Here is a 21,571-nt window from a genome sequence, read left to right as displayed (position 1 = left end):
TCCCCTCGCGCCGCCACCCGTCGGACGAACATGGCGACCAGCGACGCGCTCTGGGCGTACCGCGACCGGTTCGGCGACGCCTTCGGGCGGACGTACTTCCGGCGGTTCGGTCCGGGCGTGGCCTCCAGCGTCGGGATCGGCACCTACCTCGGCGAGCCGACCGCCGCGGTCGACGACGCCTCCCGCGAGGCGATCGGGCTCGCGCTCCGCTCCGGGGTGAACCACGTCGACACCGCGGTCAACTACCGCTGCGGGCGGGCCGAGCGCGTCGTCGGCGAGGCGGTCCGCGACTCGCCGGTCGACCGCGAGGCGGTCGTGGTCGCGACGAAGGGAGGGTTCCTCCCGTTCAACGGCGAGCGACCTGACGACCCCGCGGCGTTCGTCCGCGACCGCTACCTCGCGGCCGGGATCGTCGACGCCGACGAGCTCGCGAACGGCGCCCACGCGATCGATCCCGGCTACCTGGAGTGGTCGCTCGACCGCTCGCTGGACCGGCTCGGGCTCGACGCGGTCGACTGCTACTACGTCCACAACCCGGAGACGCAGCTCGCGACCCGCTCCCGCGAGGCGGTGTACGACCGGTTGGAGGCCGCCTTCGAGGCTCTCGAACGCCGTCGCGTCGCCGGCGATATCGGGGCGTACGGCGTCGCGACGTGGGACGCCTTCCGGGTCCCCGAGGGCGACGAGCGGTACCTCTCGCTGGCCGAGGTCCTCGCCAGGGCCGAGGCCGCCGGCGACGCGGTCGGCCCGGACGACGACCACGGGTTCGAGGCGATACAGCTCCCCTTCAACGTCGCGATGGCGGACGCGTTCACGCGGCGGAACCAGCGACCGCCCGGCGGTGACGGCCACGCCGGCTCAGATATCGACCCGATCTCGACCTTGGAGTTCGCTCACGAGGCCGGGCTCTCCGTGGTGACGAGCGCGAGCATCGGGCAGGGAGAACTCGCGAACGAGGGCGCGATCCCGGCCGACGTCGACGCGACGCTCGCCGGCGAGACGCCCGCGCAGCGCGCGCTCAACTTCGCACGGAGCGCGCCGGGCGTCACCGCCTCCCTCGTCGGCGCGAGCGACGCGGATCACGTGCGCGAGAACGTCGCCGCCGGAACCTTCGACCCGCTCGGCGCCTCGGCGTTCGACGCCGTCTTCGAGTGACCGCGCCGCTCTCCGATCGCGAGTCGAGGCGGCGAGATCGGCGGCGGGCTCGCTGGCGAGAGGACGACGACTCCGCCGGAGACGGAGGAAAACGCGCGGGGACGGGAGGTATCTGTCCGTCAGGTGCCAGCGACGGCGGCGCGTCGGCCTAACGGAGCTCCTTGTACGTCGCCTCGCACTCGGGGCAGACGCGGACCGAGAACACCTCGTCGGGGTCGTTCTTCTTCTTTAACACCTTCTCGCAGTCGGCGCAGTTCAGTCGCTCGTAGGTGTCCTTGAACAGGTCGCCGTCGCGAAGTCCCTTACGCGTCGATTTCATATGTCCGGGTTTGTCGCGTGCGGGTATAAAAACCCCGTACGACGCGAGTCGGACGTCGACGCCTCCCCGTCGGCGCGGTGCGACACGCCACGACCTCCCGCGGCGCCCCGCTTCCGCAACGCTTGTCTCCGGGCGCCGTGAAGCGCGGTCGTGTCTCGGACTCGGCTGTTCGGATCGCTGTGTGCCCTCGTCTTCCTCGTCAACTTCGCGCGCGTGGTGTTCGCGCCCCTCGTGGGAGCGTTCATCGGCGAGTTCGCGATCGGCGAGGGGACCGCCGGGCTCATCGTCACGCTCGCGTGGCTCGGATCGGCGGCCCCGCGGCTCCCGGCCGGGTGGGCGCTCACCCGGTTCTCACGTCGCCTCGTAATCTTGGTCTCGGGAGCGATGCTGACGCTCGGCGCGCTCGGCGTCGCGCTGGCGCCGGGCGTGCCGACGCTGATGGCGGCCGCGTTCGCGATCGGCCTGGCCTCCGGCGTCTACTTCGTCGCCGCCAACCCGTTCGTCTCCGAGCTGTTCCCGGAGCGCGTCGGCCGCGCGATGGGGGTCCACGGCACCGCGAGCCAGCTCGCCGCGGTCGCCGCCGCGCCGGTCGTCACGGTCGCGCTGTGGTACGACTGGCGGTTCGCGTTCTACGGGCTCGCGACCGCGGCGGCGACGACGACGGTCGTCTTCGCGGTCCTGGCCGGGCGGACGGACCTCCCCGACGCCGGCGCGGGCGACACCGATTTCCTCGGCGGCGCGCTCTCCGAGTGGAAGCTCGTCCTGACGGCCGTCGTGCTGATGGGCCTCACGGGCTTCGTCTGGCAGGGCCTGTTCAACTTCTACGAGCTGTACATGATCGACAAGGGGCTCCCGCCGGCGACCGCCCGGAACCTCCTGACGGTGATCTTCGCCGCCGGCGTCCCCGCCTTCCTCGTCTCCGGAGACCTCGCCGACCGGCTCCCGCACGTGCCGTACCTGCTCGGGATCGTGACGGCGTTCCTCGTCAGCGTCGTCCTCGTCGTCGCGGCCTCCGGCCTCGTCACCGTCGTCGCCGCGAGCGTCGCCGTCGGCTTCGCGATCCACATGCTGTTCCCCGCGATGGACACCTTCCTGCTGGCGTCGCTGCCGGACGGGTCCCGGGCGTCGGCGTACGCCGTCTACTCCGCCGGCATGATGACGACCCAGGCGGCCGGCTCGTGGGCCGTCGGTGAGGCGATCGAGGCCGGCGTCGCCTACGACACGGTCTTCCTCGCGCTCGCCGGGGGGCTCGGCGCCGTCGTCGTCGCCTACGCCGCCTTAGAGCGCATGGGCCGCGTCCCGGGCGGCGCGGCGGGCGCGGACCCGGCGGCCTGAGCGCGGCGGGAAGCGCGGTCGCCTCGACCCCTGTGCGTGTGTCGGCACGCGCCACGGGTATCGCACCTATTTAGGGCGTCCCGCCCCTGTACGGTGATAATGGAGTACGTCCAAGAGCGCGTGACGACGCTGCACGCGTTGACCGACCACCGGCCGGACGCCCCCACCGGCCGGGCGGCGGTCGTGGTGCCGATGACGGAGCGCGAGTACGGCACGCTCGCGGCCGAGCGCGTCCTCTCGGCGCTGGAGACGGTCGACCCCGCTCGGGTGATCGTCCCCCTCCGAGCCCCGCCCGAGCGCGTCGGGCCCTTCGCCAGGTGGCTCGCCGGCTTCGACCTCGACGTGGAGACGCTGTGGTGCGGCGGCCCCCGCCTCTCCGAACTGCTCGCCGACCGCGGGCTCGACGGCGAGCGCGGCAAGGGCCGAGACGTGTGGCTCGGTCTCGGCCGGGCATTGGAGGAGGAGTACGTCGTCGTCCACGACGCCGACACGAAGACGTACTCGCCGGCGTTCGTCAACCGCCTGCTGTTCCCGGTCGCGAACGGGCACTCGTTCTCGAAGGGGTACTACGCCCGCGTCGAGGACGGGGCGCTGTACGGCCGGCTGTTCCGGCTGTTCTTCCGGCCGCTCGTCCGCGCGCTCGCCGACGCCACCGAGCGCCGCGAGGCGGGCGTGCTCGAGTACCTCGAGTCGTTCCGGTACGCGCTCGCCGGGGAGTTCGCGGCGACGACCGACCTCGTCTCGAAGCTCCGCGTCCAGCGCGGCTGGGGTCTGGAGGCCGGGACGCTCGGCGAGGCGTACGCGCACGCCGGCTTCGCGGGGAGCGCGCAGGTCGACCTCGGCCGCTACGAGCACGACCACCGCTCCGTCGACGGTCCGACGGGCCTCGCCGACATGAGCCGCGCGGTCGGGGAGGCGACCCTCCGAGCGGTCGAGGAGGGCGGGGTCGCCGTCGACTACGGCGGGCTCGCCGACCGCTACCGCGAGGCGGCCGAACGGGTGATCGCCGGCTACGAGACCGACGCCGCGTTCAACGGCCTCGACTACGACCGCGGCGGCGAGCGCTCGCAGGCGGCGACGTACGCCGACGCGCTGGGCGAGCCGGGACCGGACACCCGGCTCCCGGCGTGGCGCGACGCGACGGTCACGCCGGCCGAGGTCGCCGAGGCGGCGCGCGCCGACCTCGCGGCGGCGGCCGACGGACTGGGGGACGACGCGACTCGAACCGCCCGGGCGCTCGCCGACGCCGACGTCCGCTCGAACGGCCATCGGCCGCCGGCGGACTCGCTCCCCGACCCGGCGCCGGGGGAGGACTGACGGATGGGAGGAACGGGCGATCCCGTCGACTCAGGAGCCGCGCCCAGCGCGGCAGCCCGCGACGACCTCGCCGGCGTCGTCGACCTGTTCGACTGGCTCACCCGCGCGGAGCTCTCGCGGGCGCTCTCGGAGCTCGCGTTCAAACAGCGGACGGAGGTCGACGACGACGCCATCGCCGCCGCCATCGACGTCGCCGTCGCGGAGTACGCCCTGGTGCCGGCGCCGCCCGGGGCGCTCGACGAGGCCGGCGACGAGGCGCCGGCGGTCGCCGCCCCCGACGAGGGCCTCGACGCGGACGACGTCGCCCTCGCGGTCGGGCCCGCCGCGTTCCCGTCGCTGCCCGAGGACGCAGGCGACCTCCCGCACATCCTCGACGTGCCCGAGCGCGACGTGGACCGCGAGGCGCTCTCTAAGGCGGTGTTGGAGCGGCTCTCCGAGGACGCGGTGGCGGCGATCGGCGAGGGCGACGCCGACCGGCTGGAGGTCCTCGCCGACGTGACCTACGACATCGAGGCGTGGGCGGCGGTGGACGCCGAGCCGATCCGCGAGCGGATCGTCGCCGAACTCGACGCCTGAGCTCGGTTGAAAGGGGACCGGCCTCGACTCAGGCGCTCGCCTCGGTCTCGGCGAGCTCGCGCGCGAGGAACTCAGCGATCGACACGTCCGCCTCCTCGACGAAGCGGGCGAGCTCCTCGCCGTCGGCGCTCTCGACCACGACGGTCGGGATCAGCTCGATCCCGTACGCCTCGACCGCTTCCCCCTCCTTCCCGTTCGGCCCCTTCGTGACCGGGAAGTCCTCGATCCGATCGTCTGGGACGCCGGCGGCGTCGAGCGCGGCCGCGAACGCGGGGAGCTGCCGCTGGCAGTCGCCGCACCAGTCGCCGCCCCACACCTTGAACCGATAGTCGCCGGCCCCGAGCGCCGCTAGGACCTCGTCGTCGAGCGCGTCGCCGTCGGTCGCGCCGGCCTCGTCGGGCGCGAGCGTTTCGAGCGTCATACCTCCTCGATACGCCGGCGAGCCTTGTAAACCGCGCGTCGGTGGCAACCGCGCTCCCGGTGGCCGATCGGAACCGGGTCGGAAGCGAACGCGTCTTGCCGCGGTCCGTCGGGCATTTGAGTGACGACCCCGTTCGTTCGGTCAATGGACGACGACGTGTTGAAGGGGCTCGGCTCGCCGCTGGTGCGAGTCGACTCGCCGCCGGAGACGACGGTGGCCGCGAAGGTCGAGTCGCGAAACCCGGGCGGCTCCGCGAAGGACCGCCCGGCGCGGTACATGGTCGAGGCGGCCGAGGAGGCCGGTAAGCTGGAGCCCGGCGACGGCATCGTCGAGCCGACCTCCGGCAACACCGGCATCGGGCTGGCGATGGTCGGCGCCGTGAAGGGGTACGACGTGACGCTCGTGATGCCCGACGGGAAGTCGATGGAGCGCCGCCGGCTCATGCGCGCCTACGGCGCCGACGTCGAGCTCGTCGACGGCGACATCTCCGCGGCCAAGGAGCGCGCCGACGAGCTGGAGGCCGAGGAGGGAATGATCCAGCTCCGCCAGTTCGAGAACCCCGCGAACCCCCGCGCCCACTACGAGACGACCGGTCCGGAGGTCCTCGAACAGGTCGGCGACCGGACCGTCGACGCGCTCGTCGCCGGCGTCGGAACGGGCGGCACCCTCTCCGGGATCGGTCGTCGGCTCCGCGAGGCCTTCCCCGACGTTCGGATCGACGCGGTCGAGCCCACCGACAACGCGGTCCTCTCCGGCGGCGAGCCCGGCGTCGACCGATTCCAGGGGATGGGGCCGGGGTTCGTCTCCCCGAACCTCGACGTCGACCTGATCGACGAGGTCCACGCGGTCGACATCGACGACGCGGAGGCCGAGTGCCGCCGACTCGCACGCGAGGAGGGAATCCTCGTCGGGCAGTCCTCGGGCGCCTCGAACCTCGCCGCGAAGGACGTCGCGGCCGACCTCCGTGAGTCCGGCGCGCACGAGGGCGACGAGCCGCTCGTCGTCACCGTGTTCTGGGACAGCGGCGAGCGCTACCTCTCGGCCGGCACCTTCGACGAGTAGCTCGCCTCGCGGCGGCGAGGAGCGCAGCGACCGCGCCGACCGCAGCGACCGCACCGACCCCGCCGCCTGCGACCCGCCCGCGAACCGCCTCCGACCCGAACGTTGAGTACCGTCCGGCACCCACCTCGACCGTGAGCACGCACGCTGCAGCCCCCGCCGACGACCCGGACGGGTCGGCCGCAGAATCGCCCGACAGGCGGTTCGACGGCCCGTGGCTCCCCGTCCTCGCCGCCGCCGCCGGCGGGTGGACCGTCCTCTACGCGCTCGACTGGGCGCTGCTCTCGGCCGGCACCCCGCTCGGGGCCGCCGTCGCGTTCGCCCACGGCTACCTCCTCGCGCCGCTCGCGACCGCCGCGGTCCTCCTCGACGCGCTGTCGCTGGACGAGCGCGGCGTCGCCGATTTCGGGTTTTTCAAATGGCTGTACGCGCTCGCCGCGCTGGTCGCGCCCCCGGTCTGCGTCGTCTACTACGCGCACCGCGAGTGGCTGAAGCCCGGCGACCCGTCGCTGCTCGGAGGGCCCGGATGACGGCCGAGAACGCGGCTGGCGGCGTTGTTAGGAGCCTCGTCACGGCGTCCGAGGGCGGCGCACCGCCCGAGCTCCGGGAGGCCGCCACGGTCCGGCCGGGCGGCGTCGGGGGCGACCGGTACCGCCGCGGCGACGGGCACTTCCAACTCGACGGCTGCGCCGTCACCCTCGTCGCCGCCGAGGCCCTCGACGCGGTCCGCGCCGAGACCGGGATCGACCTCTCCGACGGCCGCCACCGCCGGAACGTCGTCGTCGAGGGGTTCGGCGCGGGGATGGACGACCTGTTGGAGGCGACCGTCTCCGTCGGCGAGGCGCGCCTGCGGCCGACCCGGCGCCGGCCGCCCTGCGCGCGCGTCGAGTCGCTGGCCGGCGCGGAGGGGCTCGCGCCGGCGTTGCGGAACCGCGGCGGGCTCTGCTGTGAGGTCGTCGAGCCCGGACGCGTCGCGGTCGGCGACGCGGTCGCCGTCGCGGAGGCGCCCCCGCGGGCCGCCGGCGCCGCCATCGCGGACCGGTTGCGGGAGGGCTCGGGCGACGCTCCCCGTCAGTCGCACGACGCCGGCGAGTGAGGGAGACGACGCCGCTCCGAAACCGAAAGCGTTGACCCCCGACCGGACCCACCTCCGGTCAGTGACAGGCGGATGAGCTGGCAGTACCGTCACACGGTGCTGTCGCTGTGCATGCTCGCGTTCCTGGTGACGTACTTCGCCAGGCTGGCGATCAGTCCGGTCGTCCCGCTGATCGTCGACGACTTCGGGGTGTCGAACACCGCCATCGGGATCGCGCTCTCCGGGATGTGGCTGGCGTACGGCGCCGCCCAGTTCCCGAGCGGCGTGCTCGCGGACCGCCACGGCGAGCGGAAGGTCATCCTCGTCGCCGTCGGCGGGACCACCGCGATGAGCGCGGTGCTCGCTTTCGCGCCCGTCTTTCCCCTGTTCGTGTTGGCGGCGGTGCTCCTCGGGCTCGTCGCCGGGCTCCACTACGCGGTGGCGACGACGCTGCTCTCGCGGACCTTCGACGACATCGGAACGGCGTTCGGGCTCCACTCCGCGGGCGGTCCCCTCGCGGGACTCGTGGCGCCGGTCGCCGCGGCCTGGGTCGGCGTCCGGTACGGCTGGCGCCCCGCGGTCGCGCTGGCCGCGCTGGTCGGCGCACCGGTGTTCCTGCTGTTCGCGTGGCGCGTCCGCCCGACCGAGCCGCGCCGTCCCGACCAGCCGATGCGGGACCGGTTCGCGGTCGCGCCGCTCGTCGAGCTCCTCTCGCGGCCGAGCATCCTCCTCCCCCTCTTCATCGCGATGGTCGGCACGTACGTGGTCCAGGGCGTGATGTCGTTCCTCCCCACGTTCCTCGTCGAGTTCCGGGGGTACTCGCCGTCGTTCGCCGCCGGCGTCTTCTCCGCGTTCTTCGTCGTCCGGGCGGTCGCGCAGGTCGCGCTGGGGCGGCTCTCGGACCGCGTCGGTCGCGACACCGCCATCGGCGGGGCGATGCTGGCGGGCGCTGTCGGCACCGCCGCCTTCGTCTTCGGCCCCGGACCCGCTGGGGTAGCCGTCGCGGTGCTGCTGGCCGGCTCCGGCGCGAGCTTCTTCTCGGCGATCGACCCGCGGTTCATGGACGCGCTCGGCGACGCGGAGCGCGGCGCCGGATTCGGGCTCGTTCGGACCGTCTACACCGTCGTCGGCTCCGCGGGCTCCTTCGGCGTCGGGCTCGCGGCGGACCTGTTCGGCTGGGGCGCCTCCTTCGCGATCCTGGCGGTCCTGTTCGGCGTCACGTTCGCCGTGCTCGTCGCGAACTCGGCGCTGGAGACGGGGTACTGAGACGGGCCGGCGACGCTCGGAGACCCGAAGCTACGAGTCGCCGCGCGACCTACGGCGACGCGTGCACGATTACCACGCCCACACGAACTACTCGGACGGGGCGTTCCTGCGGTGGATGGTGGACGCCGCCGCGGACGCGGGGCTCGACGGGATCGGGTTCGCGGACCACTGCAACGTCTCGCCCGAGGCCGGCGCGAAGCGGTACAGGCGCGCGCTCGGATTCAACCTCGACCTGACGTACGAGCGACGCCGGACGGCGATCGAGGCGGTCCGCGAGGACGCCTCGATCGACGTGTTCGACGCCGCGGAGATGGATTACGACCCCGCACACGAGGCGGCGATCGCCGACTTCCTCGCCGAGGCCGACTTCGACTACGCGGTCGGCAGCGTCCACGAGCTCGACGGCGCGAACATCCACGCGCGTTCGCACTTCGCCGACAAGCCCGCGTCGGAGCGACAGGCGCTCGTGGAGCGGTACTTCGAGAAGCTGGTCGCGCTGGTCGACTCGGAGCTGTTCGCGATCGCCGCGCATCCGGACCTGATCGAGCGGAACCCTCACCTCCGCGGGTTCGCGACCGAGGATCACTACGCCGCGGTCGCCGACGCGCTCCGGGAGTCGCGGACCGTTCCCGAGATCAACGCCGGTCGGCTGCTCGACGACTACGGGGAGTTTCACCCCGCCCCGGCGTTCCTCGACCGGCTCGTCGACGCCGGCGTCCGGGTGACCGTCGGGACCGACAGCCACGAGCCGGACGAGATCGCGCCCCGGCTCCGCGAGACCGAGGCGGAACTGGACCGGCGGGGACTCGACCCGGTCCGACTCGACGAGGTCGTCGCGGACGCCTGACCTCGCTTACGCCTCGTCGAACACCGCCTGACTTCGTCAGGCGAGCACGACTTCGCTACGCTTCGTCGAACAGAGTCTCGCCCTCGACCATGTGCTCTTCCACGGCGTCCATGTCGAGCGTGACGCCGAGCCCCGGCTCCTCGGGCACCTCGATGTAGCCGTCCTCGATGACGTCCTCCTCGACGAGGTCCTCCCACCAGCCGAGCTCGTAGGAGTGGTACTCGATCGCCAGCGAGTTCGGGATCGCGGCGCCGACGTGGGTCGCCGCCATCGTCGCGACCGGCGAGGCGACGTTGTGCATCGCCACCGGAACGTAGTACTGGTTCGCCACGTCCGCGATTTTGCGGGTCTCGCGCATCCCGCCGACCTTCGGCAGGTCGGGGGCGACGATGTCGACCGCCTGGTTCTCGATGAGCCGGCGCAGTTCGGTGACGCGGTAGCGGTTCTCGCCGACCGCGATCGGCGTGGTCGTGCTCTTGGTGACCTCCTCTTGGACCTCCAGATTCTCCGGCGGCACGGGGTCCTCGAGCCACCACACGTCGTGATCGTTGATGGCCTCCGCGAGGCGCTTCGCGGAGCCGCCCGAGAACGTCCAGTGGCAGTCGAAGGCGACGTCGGCCTTGTCCTTCACGCGCTCGGTGACCTTCTCGACGATCTCCGCCTTGTGGCGGATCTCGCCGGGGCGGAGGTGGCGGTTCGCGCGGTCCTTCTCTAACCCCGAGGGGACGTCGAGGTCGAACTTCAGCGCGTCGTAGCCGAGCTCGTCGACGACGCGCTCGGCCTCGTCGGCGCACGCGTCGGGGTCGGCCTCCTCCTCGGTGTGGCAGTCGCAGTAGACGCGCATCCGATCGCGGTACTTCCCGCCGAGCAGCTGGTAGGCGGGCACGTCGAGGATCTTCCCGGCGAGGTCGTGGAGCGCGACCTCGATCCCGGAGATCGCGGTGACGGTGACGCCCTCGACCGAGCCCTCGCCCGACATCTTCTGGATGAGGTGCTCGTACAGTCGGTCGATGTCGAGCGGGTTCTCGCCGACGACGAACGGCTTCATGCGCTCGATCAGCTCCGGGACGCCGGCGCCCCAGTACGCCTCGCCGGTGCCGACGACGCCCGCGTCGGTGTAGACGCGGACGAGCGTCCACGGGAAGTTCCCGTCGACCATCGTCGTCTGGACGTCCGTGATCTCGACGTCGCGGTCGCCGCCGCGCGACCCCGTGACCTCCATCGTCTCGGCGGAGAGCTCCCGCATCGTGTACTCCGCGTTCGGGTCGTGGAGCGACTCGTAGTTTCGGCTCATGGTCGGCGATTCATTCGGAACAGGGTAAACGTTTATGTTCGGCTGGTGATCCGAGCGGGGGCTCTCTCGGCTCGCGACCGCGCTCCGACCGCATCCGAACCGCGCTCAGATCGCATCCGCGCCGCGGGTGACAAATAGGGAGCTTTTCATTACCGTGTTCGCAACGTCACGCATGGTCGAGATCACCGATTCGCTCGCGTGCCTGTTCACCGGAGAGGTCGAAGAGCGCGACGGCGACCACGTCGTCGCGGTCCCCTCGTCGGAGATCGAACACGGGACGGTCGCCCCAGACGAGACGTACCGGGTAGCGCTGATAAAACGAGACGAAGGAGAAGAGACCGCCGCGCCGACAGAGGCCGCGGCGAACGCGTCGTCGGACCGGGACGTCGCGGGCAACGGGGCCGGCGCCCCCGCGGCGCGCTCCCCCGCGGACGCCGCCGCCGGCCCGCCGGTCTCCGAGGGCGACGTCCGCGAGGTCACGATCGAGACGCTCGGCGACAAGGGCGACGGGATCGCGAAGATCGAACGCGGCTACGTCGTCATCGTCCCCGACTCCGAGCCGGGCGACGAGCCGACGGTCGAGATCACGAGCGTACGCGAGAACGTCTCGTTCGCAGAGGTCGTCGGGGAGTAGCGTCGCCGTCGGAGCCGCCTCTCGGACCCCGGTCACTCCGGCGGGTCGCTCCGCGAGAACAGCCGCCGGAGGTGCGTCGCCGAGAAAAAGGAGCTCGGGCGGTCCATGTGGACGCCGATCTCGCCCGACAGCGCCCGGAGGCCGAGCCGCTGGACCGGCTCCGGCAGCGAGTAGCACCGGCGGATCCCTTTCCCGAGCAGGATCTCCCGGCCGATCGCGTCGCGCCAGCCGGTCTCGTAGTCGGCGAGCGTCGCCGGGTCCGCCGGGTCGACGACGTCCGCGGCCACGTCGGCCGCGGTCATTCCGTACAGTATCCCCCCGCCGGTGAACGGCTTCGTCTGCGCGGCCGCGTCCCCGATCAGGAACGCGCGGTCCGACGTGACCCGGTCCGGCGGGCCCACCGGGATTGCGCCCGAGCAGAATCGGTCGGTCGTCGCGCCGTACGCGTCGGTGAGCCGGTCGAACATCGCCGTGACGTCGTCGCTCGGGGGCGCCGCGAGCCCGTACTCGACGCCGGCGTCGCCCCGCGGTATCCGCCACGCGAAGAACGTCGGCGCGGTGAGGTGGACGTCGGCGAGGTCGCCGGCGTCGGACGCGTCGTCGAACGCGAGCACGCCGTGGAGCAGCTCGTCCGGCTCGGGGAGGTCGAGCGACCGGCGTACGCGTGACGTGGGGCCGTCGCAGCCGGCGACCATCCGCGCCTCGACGGTCTCGACGTCGCCGGCGGGAGTCCGGACCTCGACAGCGACGCGGTCCGGCCGCTCCTCCACGTCGAGGACGGTGTGGCCCTCGCGCACGTCGGCGCCCGCCTCGCGCGCGCAGTCGGCGAGCGTCCGGTCGAGCCCGACGCGGTCGATCACGTTCGAGACGGGGCGGTCCTTGTAAAACGGGTACGCCGTCGAGCCGGGGCCGCCGACGTGGAACCGCGCGCCGTACACGCGGTTCTGGAGGAGTCGGTCGCGAGCCTCGTCTGGGACGTACCCCCAGACGTCGTCGGAGACGTGCCCCGAGCAGGCCAGCGGCTCGCCGACGGTCCCCTTCTCGAAGGCGACCACGTCGCGGCCGGCCTCGGCCGCGCGCCTGGCGAACCGCGAGCCCGGCGGGCCGGCGCCGACGACGATGAAATCGTGCATGGACGGGCGGTCGTGACGGACGTATATAATTACGCCGCGACTTACTCGAGGCGAGCGAGCAGGTTGAGGACGTAGGCGGTCCGGAGCGTCCGCGCCGAGGCCCCGCGGTCGAACACCAGCTCGTCGCGGGCCAGCACGTGCGAGAGCACGTCCGCGGAGGCGTGCTCGGGCGCGGCGGCGATGCCCGAGCCACGTTCGGCGGCCCACTCCATCACCCGCAGGTCCGACTTGCTGTCGCCCATCACGAGCAGGAACGGGTCCCGCACGTCGAGCACGTCGAGCGCGGCCTCGACGCCCGCGACCTTGTCAAGCTCCAGCGAGGTGATCTCCGCCGCGTCGCCGCGGTAGTAGCCGACGTCGATCCGGTCGAACAGCGCGGCGACCGGCTCCGGAACGTCGGCGAGCGCGGTCGGATCGACGGCCGTCCCTCCCTCGGCCGCACTCGCCTCGAGCACCTCGCGGATCTCGGGGTCGGCCGACGCGTAGTGCGCCCGCGCCCACGTGGCGCCGCGCTCGGCGGGGGCGTCACTCTTCGGCGGGTCGTCGCCCTCACCCCCGCCGACCTCGACGTCGGCCCGCTCGACGACGACCGCGCCCAACAGGTCGATCAGGTGGACGAGCCCGTCGTCGATCACGGCCTCCGCGTCAGCGCTCCCGGTCTCGAAGTTAGGTTTCAGCGTGACGTTGAACTCGTTGCCTTGGAGGTGACAGCCGCGGCGAACGTCCTCGGGGGACTCGGGGAGGACGCGGGACCGGACGTCGTCGAAGACGCCCCGAACCGACTCGTCGAGCTCCTCGTAGAGCAGCCGCTTCGTCCGGGAGCCGTGTCCGGGCGTGAACACGCCGTTCCCCGACTCGTAGACGATCGAGAAGGCGCCGGAGTGGACCAGCTCGTTTCCGAGCCCTTGGATCATGAACCCCTTCACGTTCTCTAAGGTCTGGCCGGTGCAGATGACGATCGGCACCCCGGCGTCGTGGAGCGTCGTCAACACGTGCAGCGTCTCCCGGGGGATCTCGTTGTCGGTGCCGCCGGCCGACCGGAGCGTCTCGTCGACGTCCAACACCAGCGCGTTGACGGCGCGGCCGTACTTGGCGTGGAGGTCGAGGGCGGTGAACGCCGTCTCGCGGTCGGCGTGAGCGGCGATCTCCGCGAAGGTGGCACCGCCCGGAAGCGCGTCGCGGATCTCGGATTTCAACAGGTCGAGCTCGTCGCTCGCGTCCTCCCAGTGTTCTAGCGCCACGCGCGAGTCCACCGGCGGAAAGAGGTCGACGAACGACTGGTGCTCGCGGAGGGTCTCGACGTCGAACTCGTCGTACAGGCGATAGAGGAGGTCGTACCGCTCCATGCACTCTCCTCCGATCCGGGGTCCGTAAAGCGTGCCGACTCGGCGTCGCCGAGTGCGGGCGGCGATCCGACCGGAGCTACGGCTCGCCCCGCCGCTCCGCCAGCCACGTCAGCGCCGCGTCGAGGTCGGTCTCCGGCGGCGAGCAGGTCCGGCCCTCGCAGACGTAGGCGGTCGGCTCGCCGTCGACGGCGTCGCGGCCGGCCCAGATCGGCGGCGCCTCGTCCATGCCGAGCCGGTCCAGCCACTCGTCTAACCCCGCCTCCGTCGGCGGTCGCGGCGCGACGAGCGCGCCCGGGAGGTACCGCTCACCGAGGGTCTCGCGCCACGCGTCCGGCACCGCGTCGGCGGCGATCGTCGCCTCGATCCCGCCGGTCTCGACGCGCTCGGCCGCCCGCACGAGCGAGACGTGTTCCAGCGGGCTCGCGCGGATCCGGTCCGCGTGGGTCGTCACGACGGCCTCCGCGACCGCGGCGAAGTCGCGGTCGGTCCGGAACCCGTCGAGGAGCATCAGCGTCTCGGCCGCCACGCCGAGGCTCGAGGGCGTCGAGCGGTCGGTGAACTCCTGTGGGCGGGCGAACAGGGCGTCGTCGCCCGCGGGGGTCTCCCCGTCGTCCTCCGCCTCCGGATCGCGGGTGAAGTAGATCGTCCCGTCGTCGGGGTCGTGGAACTCATCAACGATCGTCTCGGCCAGCTCCAGCGCGAACCCGAGCGGTTCCGGGTCGCCGGTGGCGGCGTAGACGTCCAGCGCGCCGCGCGCGAGGAACGCGTGGTCGTCGAGGTAGCCCGGCCCGCGGACGTCGCCGCCGAGCCACCGCCGGGCGAGTTCGCCGGAGTCGGCGTCGTACAGGCGGTCGCGACAGAAGTCGAGCGCCTCGCGGGCGATCTCGGCGTACTCCTCGCCGAGGGCGCCCGCCGCGCTCGCGAACGCGGAGACCGCCCGGCCGTTCCACGCCGCGAGCACCTTCTCGTCGCGGGCGGGCCGCGGGCGCGACTCCCGCGCCTCGAACAGCGCGACGCGGGCCTCGGTCAGGCGCTCGCGGACCTCGTCGACCGCGAGGTCGTGCTCGTCGGCGAGCTCGGCGACCGACGCCGCGACCGTCGGCACGGTCGTGCCGCGCTCGAAGTTGCCGCCCGACTCGATCCCGTACCGCTCCTTCGCCAGCGACGCTGCCGGCTCGTCGAGGACCGCGTCGACTTCCGCTGGCGTCCAGACGTAGAAGGCCCCCTCGACGTCCTCGGCCACGTGGCCGTCGTCGCCCGCGTCCCCCCGCCGGCTCTCCGGGGGCGCGCTCCGCGCGTCGAGCGTGCTGAAGAAGCCCCCCGCCTCGTGGCGGAGTTCGCGGTCGAGGAAGCCGAGCGTCTCGCTCGCGACGCGGGCGTACGCCGGGTCGCCGGTCACGCGGTAGCCGTCGAGGTACACGAGCGGGAGCTCCGCGTTGTCGTACAGCATCTTCTCGAAGTGCGGGACGGTCCACCGCCGGTCGGTCGCGTACCGGTGGAACCCGCCGCCGATCTGGTCGTACATCCCGCCGCGGGCCATCCCGTCGAGCGTGCCGGTCGCGGCCGCGAGCGCGGCGTCCCGGCCGCTTCGGCCGTAGGCGCGCAGGAGCAGGTCGATCCGCCCCGGCATCGGGAACTTCGCGCCGCCGCTGCCGAACCCGCCGTACTCGTCGTCGTACCCGCGTATCGCGGCGGCGGCCGCCTCGTCGAGGAGGTCGGCGCCGGGCGCCTCGGCGTCGCTCGCGTCGTGGTCGTCCCGCTCGGGGACCGACTCCAGCTCGTCGCGGGCGCTCGTCGTCCACTGCTCGGCGCGCCGCTTCATCTCCTCGCGCTGCTCGGGGTCCGCCCACGAGTCGGCGATTCGTTCACAGAGGTCGCGGAACCCCGGCTGATTCCGGCGCGGCTCCGGCGGGAAGTAGGTCCCGACGTAGAACGGCTTCCCCTCGGGCGTGCACCACGCGGAGAGCGGCCAGCCGCCGCCGCCCGTGACGAGCTGGGAGACGGTCATGAACGTGCTGTCCACGTCCGGGCGCTCCTCGCGGTCGACCTTGACCGGCACGAACTCCTCGTTGAGCACCTCCGCGACCCCCTCGTCCTCGAAGCTCTCCTCGGCCATCACGTGACACCAGTGGCAGGAGGAGTAGCCGATGGAGACGAACACCGGGACGTCGTGCTCGCGGGCGCGCTCGAACGCCTCGTCGCCCCACGGCTGCCAGTGGACCGGGTTGTCGGCGTGCTGCTGGAGGTACGGGCTCGCCTCCCCGTCGAGGCGGTTCCGCTCCGTCGGCTGTGTCATACGCCCGGTTCGCCCCGGCGAGGCAAAAACCCGTCACACGAGCGTTGGATCCGGTCGCGATCCCCCGTTCGATCCACGTACATGGCTATCTCGGCGTGAGCGGAGAGTAACGTTTACACTACCGTGCAGTTATCCGTCGGGCATGACCGAGACCGTACTTCTCGTCGGCGGCGGCGGACGCGAGCACGCGATCGCCCGCGCGGTCGCCGGCGACTGCGCGCTGTACGCCTGCGCGAGCAACCGGAACCCCGGCATCCGCCGGCTGGCCGACGGCTTCGAGTCGATCGACGAGACCGACGCCGAGGCCGTCGCCGACTACGCGACCGACGTCGGCGCCGACCTCGCGGTGATCGGCCCCGAGTCGTCGCTCGCGGCGGGCGTCGCCGACGCGCTCGACGACGCCGGCGTGTACGCGTTCGGCCCGCGGGCCGAGGAGGCGCGGCTGGAGACGGACAAGGCGTACCAGCGCGAGTTCATGGAGGAGGCCGACGTCCCCGGCTGTCCCGACTACGCGGTGTTCGACGACATCGAGGCCGCCTGCGACTACATCGACGCGTACGACGGCGACCTCGCGGTGAAGCCGGCCGGACTCACCGGCGGAAAGGGCGTGAAGGTGATCGGCGACCAGGTGGACGCCGAGGGCGCGAAGGCGTACCTCCGCGACTCCGACTACGACCGCGTGGTGTTAGAGGAGCGGCTCGTCGGCGAGGAGTTCACCGTGCAGGCGTTCGTCGCGAACGGCGACCTCCGGACGACGCCCGCGGTCCAGGATCACAAGCGCGCCTACGAGGGCGACGAGGGGCCGAACACCGGCGGGATGGGCTCGTACTCCGACACGGGGCTTTCGCTCCCGTTCATGGCCGATGGCGACTACGAGGCCGCCGTCGACGTGCTGGAGGCGGTCGTCGACGCGCTCCCCGACTACAAGGGCGTCCTCTACGGGCAGTTCATGCTCACCGACGAGGGACCGAAGGTCGTCGAGTTCAACGCGCGCTTCGGCGATCCGGAGGCTATGAACACGCTCCCCGTCCTGGAGACGCCCTTCGTCGACGTGCTGACGGCCGCGCGCGACGACCGTACGCTCCCCGACCTGGCCTTCTCGGGCGAGGCGACCGTCTGCAAGTACGCGGTGCCGGACGGCTACCCGGTCGACCCCGACGCTGGCGCGAAGATCGCGGTCGACGAGGAGAGCGTCGGCGACGCGCTGCTCTACTACGCCAGCGTCGACGAGCGCGACGACGGGCTGTACACGACGACCTCGCGGTCGTTCGCGGTGGTCGGCCGCGGCGACTCGATCGCCGCCGCGGAGCGGCAGGCCGAGGCGGGGCTCTCGGCCGCCGGTGACGGGCTCCGGATCCGCCACGACGTGGGGAAGGCCGACCTCGTCGAGCGACGGATCGATCACATGGACGAGCTGCGGCAGTAGCGCGGACCCCCGGCGGACGCCGCACGGACGCGGCGCTGAGCGGCGTGGCGAACAGGCGGTCAGTCGTCGCGTCCGCACGGCGGTCGACCGCGCACCCGTCTCGGCCGGCCGTGGGCCCTCGTCAGGTCGTGGGGGCGCTGGCCGCGGTATCCGATTTGAACCCTCGCGTCGATTTCGGCACCGACACGACCCCGCTCTCGGACCGCCGAGCGCGTCGGCGACCCTTTTACCCGTGCCGTCCGAAGGTCCCCTCGTGATTCACGAGGACGGCGACGCGGCGGCGGGTTCGGCGGAGCGCGCAGCGGCGGGCGCGGGCGGTGACGGGAGTCCGGACGACTCGCGGACCGATCGACTGGACCGCCATCCGACGGGCGGCCCCCGCAACTCGCTGTGGTCGTGGCCCGACGCGAAGTCGCCGCTCGTCGTCGTCCGCAACTACGTCGCGATCGTGCTCGCTCGGGTCTGCCCGAGCCTGCGGCTGAAGAACTGGCTGATGCGGCGGATCGGCGTCACGGTCGGCGCCGGCGTCGCGTGGGGGCTGGAGTCGACGCCGGACGTGTTCTGGCCGGAGCGGATCGCCGTCGGCGACGACGCGATAATCGGCTACGACGCGACGCTGCTGTGCCACGAGTTCCTCCGCGACGAGTACCGCCTCGGCGACGTCGTCGTCGAGGAGGGCGCGATGATCGGGGCCGGCGCGGTCGTCCTCCCGGGCGTCACGGTCGGCGAGGGCGCGCGCGTCGCCGCCAACTCCCTCGTCGCCGCGGACGTCCCGCCGGAGACGACGGTCGCGGGCGTGCCGGCCGAGGTGGTCTCGCGGGCGGACGACGGAGAGGAGTCCGTCGACGAGACGGCGGAAGCCGCGGAATAGGCGCTACGCCGCGCCGTCGTTCGCGTCGTCGCCGTCGGCCGACTCGCCGCCGTCGCTCTCGGCGGGGGCGGCGTCGCCGGTCGCGTCCCCGGCCGCGTCCTCCACGGCCGCGCGCTCGGCCTCGGTGATGTGCGCCTCGGTGCTGACGCTCTCCAAGTCGACGCCGACCTCGCGCGCGACAGCGTCGAGGACGGCCCGCTGTTCGGCCATCTCGTTTTCCAGCTGCTGGACGCGCTCGGAGGTGTCGAGAACGGTCGTCTGGGTCTCCTCGACCTCGGTGCGGAGCTCGTTGATCTTCTGGTACGTGCGCTCGGCCTTGTCGGCGAGCGTCTGGATCTTCTTGGCCGTGTCCCCGAATCCCATGTCGGACGGTGGGGGCCCGGGATACGTGGGCTTTTCCGTTCGCCGTGGGCGGGGAAGACCGCCCCGGCTCGAACCCACCCCCAGCGACGGTGGGCTTTTGTCCGAACCGCCCGACGTAGCGGTATGAGCGTCGAGCGGATCCTGTTGACGAACGACGACGGCGTCGACGCCGTCGGCCTCCGCGCCCTGTACGACGCGCTCTCGGTCGACTACGACGTGGTGACGGTCGCGCCCGCGGGGGACCGCTCCTCCGTCGGCCGCGCCATCTCCGCAGACGTCGAGGTCCGCGAGCACGAGCTCGGGTACGCCGTCGACGGGACGCCCGTCGACTGCGTCGTCGCCGGCCTCGACGAGCTCGTCCCAGACGCCGACCTCGTGGTCGCCGGCTGCAACGAGGGCGCCAACCTCGGCGCGTACACGCTCGGGCGGTCGGGGACCGTCTCCGCGGTCGTCGAGGGGGCGTTCTTCGGGATCCCCGGGATCGCGGCGTCGATGTACGTGCCGGGCGGCGACGACTGGTGGAAGCGGGACCTGCCGCCGGCGTCGTTCGCGCACGCCGCGCGCGCCACGCGGTTCCTCGTCGACGAGGCCGGCGGGACGGGCGTCTTCGAGCGGGTCGACTACCTCAACGTCAACGCGCCGATGGCGGAGCCCGCCGAGGGCGACGGGGGACGGGAGGCGGCCGTGGGCGACGGCTCGTCGTCCGACCCCGCGGCCGAACCCGCGGTCGACCCCGCGCCGATGCGCGTCACTAAGCCCTCAGAGTGGTACGGGATGGAGGCGACGTCCGACGGGAACGGCGGCGTCTCCATCTCCGACCCGATCTGGGGGCGGATGACGCCCGCGGACGTGCCGGACCCGGTCGGCACCGACCGGCGCGCGGTCGTCGACGGCGAGGTGTCGGTCTCGCCGCTGTCGGTGCCCCACGCCGCCGAGCCGGACGCGGGGCTCGACGAGCTCGCGAGCCGGTACGGGACCGATCGGTGAGAACGGGAGGAACGGCCGGAACGCGGCCTACGACTCGTCGGCGCTGACGGTGACCTTCGCCTCGCTGACGACGCGGTCGCCCATCTCGTAGCCGGGCTCGTACACCTCGTGGACGGTGCCCTCGGGCTGGTCGCTCTCGACGCGGAGCATCACCTGGTGGCGCGCGGGGTCGACCTCCTCGCCCGGGTCGGGGGCGATGGGCTCGACGCCCTCCTCGGCGAGCACCTCGTCGAACTTCTCCAGCGTCGACTCGACGCCGGGGCGGAGGTCGCTCCCCTCCTCTTGGTCGAGCGCGCGGAGGAGGTCGTTGCGGACGGGAGTGATCCGCTCGACGAGCTTCTCGGAGGCACGTTCGCGGATCTCATCCTGCTTGCGCTTGGCGCGCTCCTTGTAGTTGCTGAAGTCAGCCTTCACGCGGGCGAGCTTGCTCGTCAGCTCCTCGGCTTCCTCCTCGGCCGCCAGCAGCTCCTCGCGCGTCTCCGCCAGCTCCGCCTCCAGCTCGGCGACCTCCCGGGCGAGCGCCTCGTCGTGCTCGGCGACGGCGGCGGCCAGCGCCTCGCTATCGCCGGCCGCGTCGTGCTCGCCGGCCGCATCGGTCGCCGACTCGCCGCTCGCTCCCTCGGCGGTCGCCTCCGCCGTGCCGTTCGCGCTCGCCGCGTCGGCCGCGGCGTCGTCGGGGGACTCGACCTCGACGTCGACGGCGTCGTCGTCGCTCATACCCGATCGAAGTCGGTCGGCGTGCATAAGCGTTGCAGAACGCGACCGCGAGCGGCGGCGCGGGGCGCGGCGTCGACGGTGCCGGCGCCGACGAAGGGAGGACCGCCCCGACGACCCGACCGAATTTATCAGGGCGGCCGCCGATCCCTCGATCCGCATGCCACCCCGTCCCTCGACGTTCTCGATCGCCGCCCGCGACCCGGAGACCGACGCCGTCGGCGTCGCCGTTCAGTCGAAGTTCGTCAGCGTCGGCGCTGTCGTCCCGTTCGTCAGCGCGGACGCCGGCGCGATCGCGACGCAGAGCTTCGCGAACGTCGCCTACGGCCCCGACGGGCTCGATCTGCTCCGCGAGGGGCACGACGCCGAGGAGGTCGTCGATCGGCTCACCGCCCCCGACGACGAGGCGCCCTCCAGACAGGTCGGCGCGGTGGGCCTCGAGGGCGAGCCGGCCGCATTCACCGGCGCCGACTGTCACGACTACGCGGGCGACCTGCAGGGCGACGACTACACGGTCCAGGGTAACATCCTGGAGAACGCCGAGACGCTGACCGCGATGGCGGAGGCGTTCGAGGAGACGGCGGGCGGCCTCCCCGAGCGGCTGATCGCCTCGCTCCACGCCGGCAACGAGGCGGGCGGCGACAGGCGCGGCGAGCAGTCGGCCGCGCTGTACGTCGCCAAGCCGGAGGGCGGCTACGACGGCCGCAACGACCGCTGGATCGACGTGCGCGTCGACGATCACGACAGCCCGATCGACGAGCTCGAACGAGTGTTCAAGCTGTACGACGTCACCCTGCTGGAGCGCGAGGCGCCGGACGAGACCCGGGATCTGACCGGCGAGGCGGCCGCGGCGGTCGCGGAAGTCCTCGCCGACCTCGGCTTCCTCGACGAGAGCGACGCGGGCGACGTCGACGCGACCGGGAGCGGGGCGGCCGAGGCCGACGCATTCGGCGAGCCCCACCGCGAGGCGCTGGAGACGTTCCGCGGGATGAACAACTTCGAGAACCACCCCGTTCCGGTGCTGGAGGACGCTATCGCCCGCGGCTGGGACGACGCCGACGGCGAGGGAGAGGACCGCCTCGTCGACGCGGTGTGGCACGGGCTCTCGCGGCTCGACCGGGTATAAGAACGCCGCGG

At 72.6% G+C, this 21,571-nt stretch carries 22 protein-coding genes; 14 read left to right on the top strand and 8 right to left on the bottom strand.

All coding sequences use genetic code 11. The features are described 5' to 3' along the window. The first annotated feature begins 30 nt into the window (after positions 1-30). The gene (locus tag FGM06_RS08975) at positions 31-1,155 is read left to right on the top strand and encodes an aldo/keto reductase (protein WP_144798925.1); all 1,125 of its coding nucleotides are present in this window, start codon (positions 31-33) and stop codon (positions 1,153-1,155) included. 148 nt (positions 1,156-1,303) lie between these two features. Here the strand turns inward: FGM06_RS08975 and FGM06_RS16030 are convergent, their stop codons facing one another. Continuing rightward, positions 1,304-1,474, bottom strand: coding sequence for an HVO_0758 family zinc finger protein (locus FGM06_RS16030; RefSeq protein ID WP_186310992.1), 171 nt, complete (start codon positions 1,472-1,474; stop codon positions 1,304-1,306). 150 nt (positions 1,475-1,624) lie between these two features. On the opposite strand from FGM06_RS16030, the gene FGM06_RS08970 reads away from it, so the two are divergent. The 3 genes from FGM06_RS08970 (at position 1,625) to FGM06_RS08960 (ending at position 4,702) form a co-directional block, all read left to right on the top strand. Beyond that, positions 1,625-2,809, top strand: coding sequence for an MFS transporter (locus FGM06_RS08970; protein WP_144798924.1), 1,185 nt, complete (start codon positions 1,625-1,627; stop codon positions 2,807-2,809). A gap of 99 nt (positions 2,810-2,908) precedes the next feature. After that, positions 2,909-4,126, top strand: a complete 1,218-nt coding sequence (locus FGM06_RS08965; protein ID WP_144798923.1) for a glycosyltransferase family protein — start codon at positions 2,909-2,911, stop codon at positions 4,124-4,126. Positions 4,127-4,129: 3 nt separating this feature from the next. Further along, complete coding sequence (locus FGM06_RS08960) at positions 4,130-4,702, top strand: DUF7109 family protein (RefSeq protein WP_144798922.1); 573 nt, start codon at positions 4,130-4,132, stop codon at positions 4,700-4,702. Positions 4,703-4,730: 28 nt separating this feature from the next. Here FGM06_RS08960 and FGM06_RS08955 read toward each other — a convergent pair whose 3' ends face one another. Further along, the gene (locus tag FGM06_RS08955; protein WP_144798921.1) at positions 4,731-5,123 is read right to left on the bottom strand and encodes a TlpA family protein disulfide reductase; all 393 of its coding nucleotides are present in this window, start codon (positions 5,121-5,123) and stop codon (positions 4,731-4,733) included. Between the two features lie 144 nt (positions 5,124-5,267). On the opposite strand from FGM06_RS08955, the gene FGM06_RS08950 reads away from it, so the two are divergent. The 5 genes from FGM06_RS08950 (at position 5,268) to FGM06_RS08930 (ending at position 9,370) form a co-directional block, all read left to right on the top strand. After that, positions 5,268-6,185 carry a PLP-dependent cysteine synthase family protein gene (locus FGM06_RS08950; RefSeq protein ID WP_144798920.1) on the top strand — a complete coding sequence of 306 codons (918 nt, stop codon included), beginning with the start codon at positions 5,268-5,270 and terminating at the stop codon, positions 6,183-6,185. A gap of 131 nt (positions 6,186-6,316) precedes the next feature. After that, positions 6,317-6,712, top strand: coding sequence for a hypothetical protein (locus FGM06_RS08945; protein ID WP_144798919.1), 396 nt, complete (start codon positions 6,317-6,319; stop codon positions 6,710-6,712). Further along, complete coding sequence (locus FGM06_RS08940) at positions 6,709-7,278, top strand: MOSC domain-containing protein (RefSeq protein WP_144798918.1); 570 nt, start codon at positions 6,709-6,711, stop codon at positions 7,276-7,278. Before FGM06_RS08945 ends, FGM06_RS08940 begins: the two co-directional genes overlap by 4 nt. A 72-nt stretch (positions 7,279-7,350) precedes the next feature. Further along, complete coding sequence (locus tag FGM06_RS08935) at positions 7,351-8,523, top strand: MFS transporter (protein ID WP_144798917.1); 1,173 nt, start codon at positions 7,351-7,353, stop codon at positions 8,521-8,523. Positions 8,524-8,584: 61 nt separating this feature from the next. Continuing rightward, complete coding sequence (locus FGM06_RS08930; protein ID WP_144798916.1) at positions 8,585-9,370, top strand: PHP domain-containing protein; 786 nt, start codon at positions 8,585-8,587, stop codon at positions 9,368-9,370. Between the two features lie 55 nt (positions 9,371-9,425). Here the strand turns inward: FGM06_RS08930 and FGM06_RS08925 are convergent, their stop codons facing one another. Beyond that, positions 9,426-10,664: a mandelate racemase/muconate lactonizing enzyme family protein gene (locus FGM06_RS08925; protein WP_144798915.1), complete on the bottom strand. Its 1,239-nt coding sequence runs from the start codon at positions 10,662-10,664 to the stop codon at positions 9,426-9,428. Positions 10,665-10,836: 172 nt separating this feature from the next. Here FGM06_RS08925 and FGM06_RS08920 point away from each other — a divergent pair, with 172 nt between their 5' ends. Then, positions 10,837-11,298, top strand: a complete 462-nt coding sequence (locus tag FGM06_RS08920; RefSeq protein WP_144798914.1) for a TRAM domain-containing protein — start codon at positions 10,837-10,839, stop codon at positions 11,296-11,298. Between the two features lie 32 nt (positions 11,299-11,330). On the opposite strand, the gene FGM06_RS08915 is transcribed toward FGM06_RS08920, so the two are convergent. From FGM06_RS08915 to FGM06_RS08905, 3 genes are all read right to left on the bottom strand, one after another. After that, complete coding sequence (locus FGM06_RS08915; protein ID WP_144798913.1) at positions 11,331-12,431, bottom strand: geranylgeranyl reductase family protein; 1,101 nt, start codon at positions 12,429-12,431, stop codon at positions 11,331-11,333. 41 nt (positions 12,432-12,472) lie between these two features. Further along, a complete protein-coding gene (locus FGM06_RS08910; protein WP_144798912.1) occupies positions 12,473-13,777 on the bottom strand; it encodes an HAD hydrolase family protein in 1,305 nt (434 codons plus the stop codon). Positions 13,778-13,853: 76 nt separating this feature from the next. Next, positions 13,854-16,073, bottom strand: coding sequence for a thioredoxin domain-containing protein (locus tag FGM06_RS08905; RefSeq protein WP_144798911.1), 2,220 nt, complete (start codon positions 16,071-16,073; stop codon positions 13,854-13,856). Between the two features lie 142 nt (positions 16,074-16,215). Between FGM06_RS08905 and purD the strand changes: the two genes are divergently transcribed. Together purD and FGM06_RS08895 are read left to right on the top strand one after the other, a co-directional pair. After that, positions 16,216-17,499 (top strand): phosphoribosylamine--glycine ligase, encoded by a 1,284-nt coding sequence (purD, locus tag FGM06_RS08900; RefSeq protein ID WP_144798910.1) that lies wholly within the window; start codon positions 16,216-16,218, stop codon positions 17,497-17,499. 352 nt (positions 17,500-17,851) lie between these two features. Next, positions 17,852-18,370 (top strand): acyltransferase, encoded by a 519-nt coding sequence (locus FGM06_RS08895; RefSeq protein ID WP_144799927.1) that lies wholly within the window; start codon positions 17,852-17,854, stop codon positions 18,368-18,370. A 3-nt stretch (positions 18,371-18,373) separates the two neighbouring features. Here the strand turns inward: FGM06_RS08895 and FGM06_RS08890 are convergent, their stop codons facing one another. Next, positions 18,374-18,733 carry a DUF5798 family protein gene (locus FGM06_RS08890; RefSeq protein WP_144798909.1) on the bottom strand — a complete coding sequence of 120 codons (360 nt, stop codon included), beginning with the start codon at positions 18,731-18,733 and terminating at the stop codon, positions 18,374-18,376. Between the two features lie 123 nt (positions 18,734-18,856). On the opposite strand from FGM06_RS08890, the gene surE reads away from it, so the two are divergent. Further along, positions 18,857-19,720, top strand: a complete 864-nt coding sequence (gene surE, locus FGM06_RS08885) for a 5'/3'-nucleotidase SurE (protein ID WP_144798908.1) — start codon at positions 18,857-18,859, stop codon at positions 19,718-19,720. Between the two features lie 27 nt (positions 19,721-19,747). Here surE and FGM06_RS08880 read toward each other — a convergent pair whose 3' ends face one another. Continuing rightward, positions 19,748-20,437: a nucleotide exchange factor GrpE gene (locus FGM06_RS08880; protein ID WP_144798907.1), complete on the bottom strand. Its 690-nt coding sequence runs from the start codon at positions 20,435-20,437 to the stop codon at positions 19,748-19,750. Between the two features lie 157 nt (positions 20,438-20,594). On the opposite strand from FGM06_RS08880, the gene FGM06_RS08875 reads away from it, so the two are divergent. Further along, positions 20,595-21,560 carry a DUF1028 domain-containing protein gene (locus FGM06_RS08875; RefSeq protein WP_144798906.1) on the top strand — a complete coding sequence of 322 codons (966 nt, stop codon included), beginning with the start codon at positions 20,595-20,597 and terminating at the stop codon, positions 21,558-21,560. Positions 21,561-21,571 lie beyond the last annotated feature (11 nt).

This window comes from Halorubrum depositum (assembly GCF_007671725.1).
Taxonomy (GTDB): domain Archaea; phylum Halobacteriota; class Halobacteria; order Halobacteriales; family Haloferacaceae; genus Halorubrum; species Halorubrum depositum.
Note: the sequence above shows the minus strand (reverse complement) of the source record. Positions and strands in the feature narration are given on the sequence as shown.